Genomic DNA, 14,501 nt, shown 5'->3' on the forward strand with positions numbered 1-14,501 from the left:
ACGAGCATCAGGCACCGCCACCGCAGCTCAGCCTGGCGTCGGCCCAGTCGGCGTGGTCCGCGGAGACATCGCCGCCCCCGTCGACCGACAGGTCCAGCCAGCGGGCGCCGGTCACGTCCACGTCGATGCCGGTGCCGCCGTCGGAGCCGCGCACAACAGGAGTTGTGGCGAGCGAACGGCCGTCGGCGACCACCCTGAAGGAGACGCTGCCGCTGTCGCCGACCTCGTCGTCCACCCCGGCGGTGGCGGTGAAGCGGGTGCAGCCACCGCCGAGATAGACCCGGACCTGGCTGTTCGCGTGCACGCCGAGGCCCTTGGCATACATGGTGCCGCCGATGCTCAGGGGACGACCGTCACCCGCCGCGTCCTCCCCGTTGGAGGTGTCCTTCTCCACCGGACCCCAGCCGTTGACCGCCTTGACCAGGGTCAAGCCGCTGACATAGGCGTCGGCGGACAGTCCCGGCGGCGGCACCTGCACGGCCCGTACACCGGTGACCGTGCCCGGACGGCCCGGCTGGGTGAGCTGGGCGGTCGCGGACAGAACGGCGTAGTGGACGGGATCGCCGGGCGGGGTCACGGTGTAGTCCGCTGTCACCGTGTCGCCGGGCCGGACCCGGCCGAAACGGGTCCTGTCGTCGGTGGTCGCGGTCCAGCCGTCCGGAACCTTCAGCGCCAGCTCGACGTTCGAGGCCGTCGGCGCGTCCTTCGGAACCCTGAGGGTGACGGGGACCTTCGTCGCGGTACCGGTGGCCAGGAACGGCTCGGCGTCGACGGTGACCCGGGCACCCGCGGTCGGCATCGCGTAGGTCTTGGAGTCGTACGAGGGCGCCGCCACCGTACCGACCTTGGTTCCGCCCGCCGACGCGCCGAGGTCGACGAGCTTCGCCGAGCCCGGGCCCGCGCCGGCCTCGGTGGACCACACGGCCAGGGCGATCGTGTTGCTGCCCTGCTCGCGCAGGAGGCCTCTGGGGATGACGAACCGTGTCTGGGGTCCGGTGTCCGGCAGGTAGCGGCCGATCAGCCAGCCGTTCACGAAGATCTCGGCGCGACAGCGGGTGTTGCCGCCTGCAGCTTCGGCGAGGTCCAGTGCGAGCGCGTTGTCCTGGTCCTGCGGGATGTCGAGCCGGGCGGAGGTGCGGTACCAGCGCACGCCGGGCCCGGTGTTCTCGGTCTGCTGCGAGAGGGTGGTGCTCTTCCAGCTGCCGTCGGGGTACCCCGGCAGTGACCAGCCGGCCCGCTCCCCGTACAACCCGCCGTTGTTGTACGGCCCCCGTGCGCGGTCCACCGGGTCCTCGCCGCCCCGGTTGCCCTGGATCTTCCACGTGAGGGTGGAGGCCCCGCCGATCACCTCGGCGGAGAGCAGACCGCGCGGCTCCTTGGAGTAGTCGTGGCCCCATTCCTCGTTGTGGCCCGCGTTCTCCACGAGGACGGAGAGGACGTTGTCCCCGTCGGCCTTCAGGGTGTTCGCCGGGATGTCGAAGGAGTACGCGCCGTCGCCGGAGCTGCCGAGGTAGTGGCCGTTGAGCCAGATCGCGTACTGGCCCGTGTTGCCGGTCTTGGCGTCGAGCGCGAGCGCGGTGGCTGCACCCGTGCTCCTGAACCGGCCGCGGTACCAGACGTTGCCGTGATGGAAGCCGTACTCGTCCATCGCGAGGACCGGCAACGACCCTTCGAGCACGCCGTTGTTGGCGGTGAGGTGGTCGGCCGTGGTCCAGGTGGAGTCGTCGAAGCCGGGGGCCGCCTCGGGTGCCTCTTCCTTGTACTTCCACGTGCTCAGCTTGGGCAGCTCGACCGGGCGCGGCGCCTGGGTGACGGTGACCTTGCTCCCGTTCCAGGTGATCTTCTTGGCCTCCGCGATGACCTCGATCTTCGCGGCCTTGGTGGAGTCGCCGGTCAACTTCAATGTCCCTTGGGCGAGTTCAGCCGTACGGACGAGGGAAGGACCGCGTACGAGGACCGGTCCCCCCGCGGTGTCCTGCCGCCACCAGTGGGCTGTCTCGGCGGTGTCGGCGATCAGCAGTTCCATGCCGTTCACCAGCACCCGGGCCAGGCCCTTGTGGGTGTAATTCAGGCGCAGGTCACCGCGTGCGGCGTCCCAGGTGGTGGTGACATCTCCGTCGAGGACCTTGACCTCGGGCCGCTCGGCGTACCGCAGCACGGTCTCGCCGGCCTCGCCCGCACGCCCGTAGAGCAGCGCCACCTCCCGGCCGCCGATCTCGGCGTGCGTCATGATCTCCGAGGTGGAGTAGACGAGCCGCTGATTCTCGCCCAAGTCATAACCCGCGACGAGGAGTTTGGCGTCCCGGCCGTCGACGGTGATGGCGCCCTGCTGGGGTACGCGCGGGTAGTCGCCGTCCACGCCCTTCAGCGACAGGGTGGTCTCGTCCTTGTCCTTCACCCGGGTGTCGGCATGCCGCACGGTGAAGAACTGTGTGCCGTCGTCGGGGTTGACGCGCCGGTCGATGCGCAGGGCGTCGTCGGAAGGAGTGGGCGCCTCGGCCTTGTCGGTGCGCGCCAGTGAGGTCACCGAGTCGACCAGGTACCCGAGGCGCTTGAACTCCTGGTATTTGTCGGTCAGTTGGCGGGACTCGTTGATCGGGGCGCCGTAGTCGTACGAGGTGTAGACCGCGTTGGGGTCGGCGAGCCAGCCCCAGTTGGTGCCGCCGTACGTCATGTAGAAGGACTGGCCGCTCACCCCGGCCGCGATGTTCATCTTGCTGAACACCCGGGTGAAGTCGGTGCCGGTGAGCTTCGCGCAGTCCTGGTATCCGGTGCCGCCCCAGGGGTCGAAGGCGCCGCCCTGTGCCTCCGGGATGATGAGCGGGGACTCGGGCTTCCAGTCGTTGACGTACGAATAGTCGGGCAGGCTCTTCCAGGTGTCGGGGTCCTTGCAGTCGAAGCCCTGCGGGTAGGCGTCGAAGCCGTAGATGTCCGGGGCGCCCTTGCCGCTCACCCAGTTCTGGTTCGCGCCGCCGTCGTTGACGAAGGTGGGCACATCGATGCCGTCCTCCTTCGCCCAGTCGATCAGGGTCTGCATGTAGTCGGCGTCATGGCGGCCGCCCTGGTACTCGTTCTCGACCTGATACAGAATCACTGAACCCGTGCCACGGGTGAGTTGATGGCGCGCGATGATCGGGTTGATCCGGCTCATCCACTCCCGGGCCGCTTTCAGGTACTCCGGCTCGGAGGTGCGGTTCACGCCGGCCTGGGTCGACCGCCAGGCGGGCATACCGCCGCCGGAGACCTCCGCGTTGATGTACGGGCCCGGCCGAGCGATCACATACAGGCCCGCGCGCTCGGCCTCGTCGAGCAGCCGCTCCACGTCACGGGTGCCGGTGAAGTCGTACGAGCCCGGCTTGGAGGAGTGGTAACCCCAGTCGAAGTAGAGCGAGACCGCGTTGAATCCGCCCGCCTTGATCTTCTGCAGGACGTCGCGCCAGGCGTCGGGGCTGGGCAGCCGGAAGTAGTGGAACTCGGCGCCCCAGAGGTAGAGGGGCTTGCCGTCGACCCGCACGGAGTACTGGTCGTAGGTGACAGTGTGCGGGGCCTGGGCCTGCGGCTCAGCCTGGACCGGTGCCGCGGCGACCGCTGTGCCGGTCAGGGGCATGACAGTCAGGGCCGTGGCGAGCAGCAACGCCTTCCACTTCACCCTCATGACGTCAGCCCCTTCACGACGGCTGCCCGCGCGGTCTCGATGTCGCCCACGTCCTTCGTCCGGCCGTCGAGGTTCCTCGTCGCCGTCGTGAGCGCCTCGGTCAGCGCGTCGCTGTCGGCGCCGCCGTCCTTCTTCCGCAACTCGGCGATGAGTTCGTAGTCCTCGATGCCCTCCTTCAGCTGCTCCCAGCGGATGCTGGACATCGGGCCGACCTTGCCCGGGTAGACCAGGTACTCGTCGCCCTGCGTGAAGATGTGCACCGGCTGCTTGAAGGGATCGCTGGTCCAGCTGTTGTACGACCAGCGCAAAAAGCCGTCCAGATCCCGCTGTGCGGAGATCCACGGCAACATCCGCGACTCGACGGCAGGCGAGTAGGACAGCGTGTTCGGGTGGGCCGGTGAGCCGTACACGTAGAAGGTCGTGATCTTGCCGGCCTTGCGCCGCTCCGCCACCTTCTCCTTCGGCATCGCGTCGATGCCGCCCCAGTCGACGGACAGGTTGGAGGCAACGCCTTCGGTGTTGATCGAACCGGCCACGGAGATACGGTCGTCGAAGGCCGGCGCGACCTCGTGGACGAAGTTCTTGACGACCGTCATGGTGTCGATGGGCCGCTCGTCGAAGGACAGCCAGGTGTGGTCCAGCCAACCCTTCGCCTTCACGTGCTTCTCGAAGGCGGGGAGGAAGGCTCCCCACGCCTGACGCCAGCGGGCGCCGCCCAGATCGACGTTCTCGTAGACCGTCTTGCCAGTGCTGGTGTCGGTGTAGGTGAGGTGCTCCTGGTCCTGGAACGCCAGCATGGAGAAGGCGCCGATGTCGGGACCGAGACCGGCGCGTCTGGCGGTCCGGACGTACTTGTCCCAGCGGCTGAAGTCGAAGGAGAACGTCTTTCCGTTCCAGGTCCAGCCCACCATGCTGGTGTACGGCGTCGCGGTCTGCGACTCCCGGGTGCCGAGCGACCACTGGTGGTGCCAGGGATTGTCGACGACGGTGGTGTTGATGACCTTCTGGCCGCGTGAGGCCAGGTCGCGGTCGTACGTGTCGATCAGTTTCCAGTGTTCGTCCGACCAGAGCTTGACGCCGTGGTTCTTGGCGATCGTCTCCGGCTGGGCCCATACGTCGAGGAAGAAGCTGTAGTCCTTCGGGTCGGGCACACTCGCGTCGGCAACCTCGATGGTCAGCGGGTACGTGCTCTGGGTGCGGCCGTCGGCGTTGACCTTGACCGTGCCGGTGTAGGTGCCCGGCTTGGCCGACTTGGGAATGTGGAAGGTGAACCACAGGGGCTGTGCCGCGTACGCGGGTACGTCCACCGAGTCCCGATCCTCCAGCGGGTCGCCGACCACGTCCGGGTTGCGGTCGCCGGACACCTCCTTGCCGGAGCTGACCTGGTCGATGGTGGCGGACCAGTCGACCTCGCTCTTGGAACGCTGCACCGGCACGTACTTCACGAACCGGACCTGGGTGTCAGCACCGGACAGCTTCGCCCCGCCGGGCCCGGTGAGGTCGCCGACCACGGCCTTGACGTCGTCGAGGTGGTGGCCGGAGGCGATCGCCAGCTGCGCCGAGACCTGCTCGTTGCGGACGGCCGAGAGCTTGAGCTCCTTGGTGTCCTTGCCCTGGAGGGGCGTCATCGGGTAGCGCGGGACCCGTTCTTCGGCGGAGCCGGCGAAGGAGCCGGTGGGGACCCAGGTGATGGTGTTCCTGGTGCCCATGGCGTCGGCGACCTTGACGGTCAGCCAGGTGGTGGTGGCCTTGGAGTCGAGGTCGGTGCTGGTGTTCGCCGTACCGGTGACGGCGATCGCGGTGGTGCTCGCGGCCACGACGACGCCGGCGACGAAACCGGCGGCGAGTGAGGACGTACGTGCCATGGGGGTGGGGTCCCTCTCTCACGGAGGTGCGGGGAGTGGTCCCCGGCAGGCCCTCAGGGGGAGGAGGGGCCTGCCGGGAAACCGGGAGGGTGATACCGGTGTGTCAGGAGGTGACGGTGAATCCGCTGAAGACGGCTTCGATGTCCTGGCCGGGGTAGTTGACGTTGGCCGCACTGGCGACCATCCCGGCGTCCTCGGTGCCTGCGGCCGACGGGACCTGGGCGGTGCCGACCTGCGACCAGGTCCGGCCGTCCTTGCCGGCGTACGCGGTGTAGGTGGTGCCGTCCCGGGTCAGCTTGAGATACGCCGGGTGGTAGGTGGCGCCGCCGCCCGCCCAGGTGTCGAGCTTCCCGTCGCCGTTGCTGTCGGTCATGAACTCCAGGCCGTAGCTCTGGGTCATGACCAGCACCGCGTAACCGCCCTTCTCGGGTGCGGTCAGGTCGTTGGCGAGGGCGACGCCCGCCTTGCCGACCGGTGAGGCGCTGTTCTGCGAGACCAACTGGGCCTGCACGGTGGACTTCTCGCCTGCCACGTCGTCGCGGTAGATGACGCCCTTCTCGTCCTTCCAGCCGGACAGGTCCTGGCCGCCCGCCCAGATGGCGAACTGGTCACCGGCCTGGGCGTATTGCGGGTCCTCGGAGGTGGTGTCGGTCGTCAGGTACGGCGCCTGCACATTGCCCGGGGCGGCCTTCACCTGGGCCTGCACGGTATCGGAGACCTTCGTCGAGCCCTTGGATCCGGTGTAGGTGGCGGTGCCGGTGAGGTCATGGCTGCCCCAGCGGGCGTCCTCGGCCGGGGTCACCGTCCAGGTGGTGGTGAGGGTGGCACCGTTCTTGAGGGACTTCGCGGTGGTCGGGCCGGTCACCTTGGCGCTCCAGCCGTCGGGCAGGCCGAGGGCCGCCTTGACGTTCTTGATGGTCCCGGTGCTCCAGTTGGTCACCTCGGTGGTCACCTGGAACGGCTTGCCCGCGTCGGTGGCCGGGGCGTCCGGGGTGATCAGGACGGAGGCGGCCGGAGCGTCGTCGCGCTTGAGCGCCTTGATGGCCTTGGCGGCGCCCTTGGCCTTGAGGTTGACGAAGGCCGGGGTGACACCGAGCGGCGCCGAGTAGCCCTTCAGGGTCTTGGGACCGCGGATCACGGTGCCCTGGTTCACGTCGTACCAGGTGCCCGGCGGCAGATGGACGGAACGGGTCGCGCCGGAGCTCAGCTTCGGCGCGGCCAGTACGGCCGGGCCGAGCATCCACTCGTCGGCGACCGTGTAACTCGCCTCGTCCTTCGGGAAGTCGAAGAACAGCGGCCGCATGATCGGATCGCCGGTCTTCAGGGTGTTCTGCACCTGGTCCCAGATATAGGGGGCGAGCTTCTCGTGCGTCTTGATCGCCTGCCGGTAGAGGTCGACCGTCTCCTGGTCGTAGTCCACCTTCTGCCCGGTGGTGGTGTCGTTGGTGTCCACCGGGGAGGTCGAGCCGTACATCAGCGGCATCAGCGAGGCGGACTGCGCCCACCGCACCAGCACGTCCTTCGTCGGTGCGGGCTGGCCGCCGGAGCCGCCGATCATGTCGGACTCGACGAACGGGTAGCCGATGGTGGAGATGGCCAGGTTCTGGGAGGCGGAGGCACGCAGGGAGTCCCAGCCGGTGCCCTTGTCGACCTGACGGGTCACGAAGCCGGCCTCGTGGGCCGTCTTGTTCCAGTGCACCCGGATACCGGCGCCCTGGAGGTCGAACTCGTCGGCGAGCTGCGTGCCGAGCTTCTGGTAGTCCGTGACCTGGGAGCCCTCGCGCGGGGCGCACCGCTCGTCGAAGAAGCGGGTGTCGAACTTCAGCCCGTCGATGTCGTACGTACCCATGAGGGACTTGAGGTTGCCCTCGTACCAGGCCTTGGCCTCGGGGTTGGCCAGGTCGATGATCCCCGCCTCGCCGTTCCACCAGGTCACGTCACACGGCTTGGTCTTGTCCTCGGCGTCCATGAGCAGATAGCCGTGGTCGACCGCGTACCGGTAGTTGGCGGAGTCCAGGTTGATCCACAGGGTGACCCAGACGCCGAAGTCGAACCCCATGTCGTGGATCTTCTTGGAGAGGCCCTTGGGATCGGGGAAGGTCTTGGGATCCCAGGTCAGATTGCCGTAGTTCGACTCCCACTTGTCGTCGAGCTGGATGGTGTGCCCGTCCAGCCCGTTGTCGTGGAGGTCGGTGGCGTAGTCGAGCAGTTTCTCCTGGTCGACCTTGGTGTAGAACTGCGCCCAGGAATTCCACAGCGGCTTCGCGTACTGCTCGTACGGGGCGTCGCTCTTGAGGGGCTTGCCGACGATGCCGATGTAGTCGCGGTAGACCGCCAGCGGGGTCGACTCGACGAACACGGTGGCCTTGAAGGTGTCGGGCGACTCGACGACGAAGCTGCCGAGGCCGTCCTTGCCCTTGTTGAGCGCCACGTCCATGACATTTCCGGTGTCGACATGCAGACCGGTCGACTTGGAGGTGTACCAGAACGGGTCGATCATGTGGTACGACGCAGGGCCGAAGGTCGGGTGGTCGACCTCGCCGGCGTCCAGCGGCCAGGGCTGGTCGGTGCCGGGACCGCCCTGTGGTGTCTCCGCCTCGCCGTGGCCGTACCAGTGGCCGGCCGACGACAGGTCGTAGGTGAGTCCCAGCTGCTTCGGTGCGCCGCCCCGGACGTCCCAGTCGAGCTGGTAGCGGTCGGCGCCGGGGGTGATCCGGGCCTCCACCGTGGCACCGTCGAGTGTGCTGTCGGCGGTGACGGTCAGGACGCCGTTCTTCCACGTCCAGTCGGTGACGTCGGTCGCGTGCTGCCACGTGCCGTCGGCTGCTGTGAAGCGCAGGGCGCCGGTCGCGCCGGACGCGGTGGCGAGCACGGTCTTCCCGGCTCGGCGCGTGGTCAGGGCGAGTTCGCCGGTGGCCACGTCGAGGGCGTAGCCGGGGGCGCCCGCGGAGGCCGGCACGGAGACCGTGACGGCGTGCGCGGTGACGACGACCTTCGGTCCGCCGGTGGTGGCGGTGCTGGGGCGGGCGGAGACCGTTGCCGCTGCGGTGGAACCGGTGACGGGCGCCATCAGCATGGCGGCGGTCAGTGCGGCAGCGAACAACAGGCCGCCGGGACTGCTCGATCGGGCGTGCACTCGTGTCCTCCTGTCGGACAGGACGGTGGCTCAGGAGCGGAGGTGCGTGGTGCCGGTGGCGTGCGGAGCGCACAGTCACGAAATGACGCGGCGCCCGCCAGCTGAGGTCTGCTTGATTCTGCGTACAGATGCAAGATTCAGAGGGATTTCGCACATGCTCTTGCGGGAACCGCCAGCTGTCAACATGCGGGGCATCCGGTGCCCCGAGTGCCCCGAGGGCTGTCGTGGAGCGGCTGTTGTCCCTGGTGGCGGTCGGTCCCGGAGCCCGCCGACCGGCCTCGGCGGACTCGGAAAGCGTGTGTAACGGGCGGGTAAATTCTGCGACTTCCGGGATCCTCGCGGGGAACGCCCGGTCAGGCCAGGATCACGGAACGGGTCAGATGGCGCGGATTGTCCGGGTCCAGCCCGCGTGCCGAGGCGAGGGCGGAGGCCAGCCGGTGCGCCACGACGAGATCCGCCAGCGGGTCCCGGCCGAGTGCCACCAACTGCCCGCCGGTTTCCGCGATGTCGTCGGCGAGGCCGGACGGTAGGTCCGCCGGGTCTCCGAACCACCACGCCACGCGGCCGGGAGCGGTGACGCTGATCGGGCCGTGCCGGTACTCCATCACCGGGTACGCCTCGGTCCAGGCGCCCGCCGCCTCGCGCATCTTCAGCGCCGCCTCCTGGGCGATCCCGTAGGCCCAGCCCTGCCCCAGGAAGGTGAACTGCTCGGCCTTCAGCAACCCGGCCGGCAGCGGTTCGTCCAGCGCGGAGCGCCCTTGCTGCGGCAGATGTTCCAGGTCCTCGCCCAAGTGGGCTCGCAGGAGCACCAGTTCGGTGCTGGCGAACCGGGTCTGCACGACCGAGGTCTCGTCGGCGAAGTCGAGTACGACGACGGCGTCCGCCGGTCCCGCCACCGGCGACTGCGGCACCGCGGTCACCGCGGTCGTGGGCGTGTGCCCGCGCAGTCGGCCGAGCAGCTCCAGCACTTCGGTCGTGGTGCCGGACCGGGTCAGCGCGACCACCCGGTCGTAGGCCCGCCCGTGCGGCATCTCGGAGGCGGGGAAGGCGTCGGTCTCGCCGTGGCCGCCCGACTCCCGCAGTGCCGCGTAGGCCTGGGCGATGAACCAGGACGTCCCGCAGCCGACGACGGCCACCCGTTCACCGGGCCGCGGCAGCGAGGCGGAGACGGGGCCGTCGGGCCTCCGGGCCAGCGCCACGGCCTGCCGCCAGCAGTCGGGCTGCGTGGCGATCTCGATGTCGGTCCGACTCATCGGGGACTCCCCTCTCGGGCGCACGGCGTGACCGATACGTGATGCGACGGCCCTTGACAGCGTGCGCGTTTGATTGAGCATCATGTCGTTCGATGATTGATAGCACCAGTAATCGAGCATAAACAAGCAAGCGGGCGCGCAATCAGGCGAGCACGCGCTTGACCAAGCACGCCATGCGTGCGGAGAGGTACTCCGTGAAACGGCACCTCGCGGGCCTCGCCGGGGGTACGGCCCTGGCACTGGCCCTCACCGGCTGCGGCAAGGGCAGCTCCTCGGACAGCGGCGGATCCGACGGCAGGACGATCAGGTTCGTCGCGGCGAAGTACGACGACGACACCCAGGCCTACTGGACCGCGCTGATCAAGGACTTCGAAAAGGCGAACCCCGGCTACCGGGTGAACCTCGAAGTCGTCGACTGGGAGCAGATGGACTCCAAGGTCAAGACGTACGTCCAGACCAAGCAGGAACCCGACGTCCTCAATTACAACAAGTTCTCCGACTTCGCCCGCGACGGCCTGGTCCACAAGGCGCAGGACGTCGTCTCCCCGAAGGTGCTGTCCGACTTCCTCCCACTGTTCCGGCAGAAGGCGCAGTACCAGGGGACCCAGTACGGCCTGCCCTTCATCTCCAGCGCGCGCCTGTTCTTCTACAACAAGGACATCTTCGCCAAGGCGGGCATAGCCGAGCCGCCGTCCACGTGGGCCGAGGTCGAGGCCGACGCCAAGAAGATCAAGAAGGCCGGCTACATCGGCCTCGGGCTGCCCCTGGGCCCCGAGGAGGCGCAGGCCGAGTTCCAGATCTGGGCGATGAACAACGGCGGCGGCTGGACCGACACTTCGGGCAAGTGGGCGATCGACCAGCAGGCCAACGTCGACACGCTCAGCTATCTGCGGAAACTGACGAAGGACAAGGTCACCCAGCCCAACCCGGAGGCCACCAACCGCAAGGACGTCTTCAATCAGTTCGCCCAGGGCAAGATCGGCATGCTCAACGGGGCGGTCTTCATGCGGAAGGGCTTCATCGACCCGGTCGACGCGAAACTGAACTACGGCGTCGCGGCCCTGCCCAGCAAGGACGGCAGCACCCACAAGACGCTCGGTGTGCAGGACTACCTCGTCGCGTTCAAGAAGAGCGACGGCTCGAACAAGGCGGCGGTGAAGAAGTTCCTCGACTTCTTCTACCAGAAGGAGAACGCCGCCAAGTTCGTCTCCACCGAAGGGTTCTTGTCGGTCACCGCCTCGGCCGGTCAGGTGCTCAGCTCCGACAGCCGGAACGCCGCCTACTACAAGCCGTTCGTCGACGCCCTCTCCAGCGCCGAGTTCGCCCCCGCCGACGACCCGGCATGGGCCGCGGTCGACGGCGCGGTGAAACAGCGCATCGGCAGCGGGGTGGCGGGCGGCGACCCGGCGAAGGTCCTGGGCGAGATCCAGAAGACCGCGCAGAAGGGCGACTGACTTCGGTGGCCGTACACGATGTCACCGCAAGCGCCGCCGGGGCCGAACACCCGGCCCCGGCGGCGCCGGCGCCGCATCCGCCGCGCCGCCGTCGCAGGTCATGGCGCGCGCTGGAGCCCCTGTTGTGGCTCGGGCCCGCGACCCTCCTCATCCTGACCATGGTCGTCTGGCCGATCATCGAGATGATCCGGACGTCCCTGACGAAGGTGAGCTCCACCGGACTGTCCGAGGGATTCGCCGGCCTCGGCAACTACACCGACCTGTTCGCCGAGAGCGACCTGCCCGGAGTGCTGCTGCGCACCCTCGTGTGGGTCATCGGGGTCGTCACCGTCACGATCCTGGTCTCCCTCGGCCTGTCCCAACTGCTCAACGCGAGCTTCCCCGGGCGTCGGCTGGTGCGATGGGCGATGATCGTGCCCTGGGCCTCGTCCGTACTGATGACGGCGCTCATCTGGCGCTGGATGCTCAACAACTTCTACGGCGTGATCAACCGGCTGCTCATGGACATCGGGGTGCTCGACGCCCCCGTCAACTGGCTGGCCCATCCCGGGCAGGCCCTGGCGGCGATGATGGGCGTCGCGGTGTTCGTCTCACTGCCGTTCACCTCGTTCGTCCTGCTGGCCGGTGTGCAGAGCATCCCCGGCGAGATCTACGAGGCGGCGCGGGTGGACGGCGCCGGCCCGGTCCGCGCCTACCTGCGCATCACCCTGCCGCTGCTGCGGCCCTCGCTGGTGGTCGCCGCGATCATCAACGTCATCAACGTGTTCAACTCGTTCCCCATCATCTGGGCCATGACGCGTGGCGGCCCCGGCTTCAGCACCGACACGACCACCACCTACCTGTACAAACTCGCCTTCGACAACCAGTCGGTGGGGGAGTCGGCCGCCATGGCCGTCGTCAACTTCGGGCTGGTCCTCGCCGTGGTGCTGGTCTATCTGCGCGTCGTCCGCCGACAGGAGGACACCGCGTGAGCAGAACCACCGTCAGTTCCCGCATCTCCACGCCGCCCAGAAGGCGGCCACGACCGATGAAACTGCGCACCGTCCTGCTCACCGCGGCCGGCTGGCTGGTGGCGCTCGCGTTTCTCGCGCCCTACGCGGAAATGCTGCTGACAGCGCTCAAACCGACGCCCGAACTGATGAAGTCACCGCCTTCCTACCTGCCCTCGCACTGGCAGTGGTCCAACTTCACGCAGATCTGGTCGCTCACCGACCCGCGCGTCGGAGACGCCCTGCTGTTCTCGCTGTACGTCGCCGGGGCTTCGACGCTGCTCGCCCTGGCCGTCGGACTGCCCGCCGCGTACTACACCGCACGGCACCGCTTCCGCGGGCGCGGCGCCTTCCTGATCCTCGTCCTCGTCACCCAGATGTTCGCGCCGACCGCGCTCCTGGTCGGCATCTACCGGGAAATGGTCAGCCTCGATCTGACCGACACCGCCGAGGGACTCATCCTGGTGAACGCGGCGTTCAACCTGCCGTTCTGCGTGTGGATCCTCAACGCGTACTTCGCGAGCATCCCCAAGGAACTGGAGGAGGCGGCCTGGCTCGACGGCACGGGACGATTCGGCGCCCTCACCCGTGTCATCCTGCCGCTCGCGATGCCCGGCGTGGTGACCGCGCTCGTCTACACCTTCATCGGCGCGTGGAACGAGTACGTGGTGGCGCTCACGATCACCTCGTCCGGCAACCGGATGACGCTCACCCGGGCGATCCCCGGCTTCGTCACCTCGTACCACGAGCAGTGGCAGTACCTGTTCGCCACCTCGATCGTCGCGATCGTGCCCGTGGTGGTGCTGTTCGTCTTCGTGGAGCGCTACCTCGTCGCCGGTCTGACAGCGGGTGGTGTGCGGGGATGACGCCGGGATCCGCGTCGCGGCCGGGGCCGTCGCGGGGGCCGGTACGGGAGCGGTGCGCCGTGTCAGGCGCGGATGACCTCCACGCCGGCCGACGTGAACGACTCGGTCAGTTCGTCGGAGGCGGCCTTGTCGGTCACCAGAACGTCGATGTCGGTCACCGGGCAGATCCGGGCGAAGGCCCGCCTGTTCAGTTTGGTGGAGTCGGCGACCGCGACGACCTGCTGCGCGCGGCGGGCCAGGGCCCGGTTGATGCTGGCCTCGCCCTCGTGGTGGGCGGTCGCCCCGTGGGCCACATCGATGGCGTCCACGCCGATGAAGACCTGGTCCAGCGCGATCTCCGCGAGCAGTTCCGTGGCCAGCGGCCCGATCAGCTCATAGGACGCCGGCCGTGCCACCCCGCCGGTCACCACCAGCTTGACGTGGCGCCGTACGACCAGCTCGTTGGCGATGTTCAGGGCGTTGGTCACCACGGTGACCGCCGTCTCCGCGCCGCCGGAACTCAGGTCCGCGCGGGTGGCCAGCGCCCGCGCGACCTCGGTGGTGGTGGTGCCGCCGTTCAGCCCCACCACGGCACCGGCCTTCACCAGAGCGGCGGCCGCGTGCGCGATCCGTTCCTTCTCCGGAGCGTTGCGCGCGGCCTTGTAGCGCAGGGGCAGATCGTAGGCGACCGCGTTGAGCACGGCTCCGCCGTGTGTGCGAGTGACCATCTGCTGGCGGGCCAGCTCGTCGAGGTCGCGCCTGATGGTCGCGGCGGAGACCCCCAACTCCTCGGCAGCCGGCTCGACTTCGATCCGCCCGTCGCGCGTCAGCATCTCCAGCAGCGCGCTCCACCGGGCCTGCGGTGCTGCCATGTCTCACAACTCCCTGTCGGTGGGGTGCGCCGCGATGTGCGCAGCACCATGAAACCACAGTGCTTGATTGGGTGTTTTATGACCGTCAAACAAGCAACGCTCTGCACTTTTTGCAAGTCCCGGCACCTGCCGCAGCCGTCACCTGCCGCACGCCGAGAACGTCGCGGCCAAGCGCGCGGCGGCGCAGAATCTGTGGGTGGAGGCGGAACTCGGCGAGATCGGCGGAGAGGACGGAGTGCACACACCCCCGACACGTACGGACCCCGACCAGGCGCGCGAGTTCGTGTCCGCCACCGGGATCGACGCACTGGCTGTCGCGGTCGGCAGCTGGCACGCGATGCGCCACGCGACGGCCGCCGCCGTGACCTCGGTGCCGCAGACCCTGTCGGTCGTCGACGTCGAGAGGTCCGCGTGTCCGATGTGGTCCTGACC

At 68.5% G+C, this 14,501-nt stretch carries 8 protein-coding genes and 1 pseudogene; 4 read left to right on the top strand and 5 right to left on the bottom strand.

What is annotated here, in order from left to right:
• Nucleotides 1–7: 7 nt before the first annotated feature.
• The 4 genes from ACIRP7_RS31220 to ACIRP7_RS31235 form a co-directional block, all read right to left on the bottom strand.
• Nucleotides 8–3,655 (bottom strand): beta-galactosidase, encoded by a 3,648-nt coding sequence (locus tag ACIRP7_RS31220; RefSeq protein ID WP_403665995.1) that lies wholly within the window; start codon nucleotides 3,653–3,655, stop codon nucleotides 8–10.
• Nucleotides 3,652–5,520, bottom strand: coding sequence for a glycoside hydrolase domain-containing protein (locus ACIRP7_RS31225; protein ID WP_403665997.1), 1,869 nt, complete (start codon nucleotides 5,518–5,520; stop codon nucleotides 3,652–3,654). Before ACIRP7_RS31225 ends, ACIRP7_RS31220 begins: the two co-directional genes overlap by 4 nt.
• Nucleotides 5,521–5,623: 103 nt before the next feature.
• Nucleotides 5,624–8,596, bottom strand: a complete 2,973-nt coding sequence (locus ACIRP7_RS31230; RefSeq protein WP_403666316.1) for a TIM-barrel domain-containing protein — start codon at nucleotides 8,594–8,596, stop codon at nucleotides 5,624–5,626.
• A gap of 413 nt (nucleotides 8,597–9,009) precedes the next feature.
• Nucleotides 9,010–9,909, bottom strand: coding sequence for an SIS domain-containing protein (locus tag ACIRP7_RS31235; protein WP_403665999.1), 900 nt, complete (start codon nucleotides 9,907–9,909; stop codon nucleotides 9,010–9,012).
• A 173-nt stretch (nucleotides 9,910–10,082) separates the two neighbouring features.
• Here ACIRP7_RS31235 and ACIRP7_RS31240 point away from each other — a divergent pair, with 173 nt between their 5' ends.
• The 3 genes from ACIRP7_RS31240 to ACIRP7_RS31250 are packed head-to-tail and all read left to right on the top strand — an operon-like array spanning nucleotide 10,083 to nucleotide 13,218.
• Complete coding sequence (locus ACIRP7_RS31240) at nucleotides 10,083–11,363, top strand: extracellular solute-binding protein (RefSeq protein WP_403666001.1); 1,281 nt, start codon at nucleotides 10,083–10,085, stop codon at nucleotides 11,361–11,363.
• Nucleotides 11,364–11,368: 5 nt separating this feature from the next.
• Nucleotides 11,369–12,334, top strand: coding sequence for a carbohydrate ABC transporter permease (locus ACIRP7_RS31245; RefSeq protein WP_403666003.1), 966 nt, complete (start codon nucleotides 11,369–11,371; stop codon nucleotides 12,332–12,334).
• A 56-nt stretch (nucleotides 12,335–12,390) separates the two neighbouring features.
• Complete coding sequence (locus ACIRP7_RS31250; protein WP_326671072.1) at nucleotides 12,391–13,218, top strand: carbohydrate ABC transporter permease; 828 nt, start codon at nucleotides 12,391–12,393, stop codon at nucleotides 13,216–13,218.
• A gap of 62 nt (nucleotides 13,219–13,280) precedes the next feature.
• On the opposite strand, the gene ACIRP7_RS31255 is transcribed toward ACIRP7_RS31250, so the two are convergent.
• Nucleotides 13,281–14,069, bottom strand: a complete 789-nt coding sequence (locus ACIRP7_RS31255) for a DeoR/GlpR family DNA-binding transcription regulator (protein WP_403666005.1) — start codon at nucleotides 14,067–14,069, stop codon at nucleotides 13,281–13,283.
• Nucleotides 14,070–14,211: 142 nt separating this feature from the next.
• Here ACIRP7_RS31255 and ACIRP7_RS31260 point away from each other — a divergent pair.
• Nucleotides 14,212–14,424: pseudogene (locus ACIRP7_RS31260) on the top strand (class II fructose-bisphosphate aldolase); the annotation flags it as partial.
• Nucleotides 14,425–14,501 lie beyond the last annotated feature (77 nt).

This window comes from Streptomyces sp. NPDC102270 (assembly GCF_044766405.1).
In the GTDB taxonomy this organism is placed as follows: Bacteria; Actinomycetota; Actinomycetes; order Streptomycetales; family Streptomycetaceae; genus Streptomyces.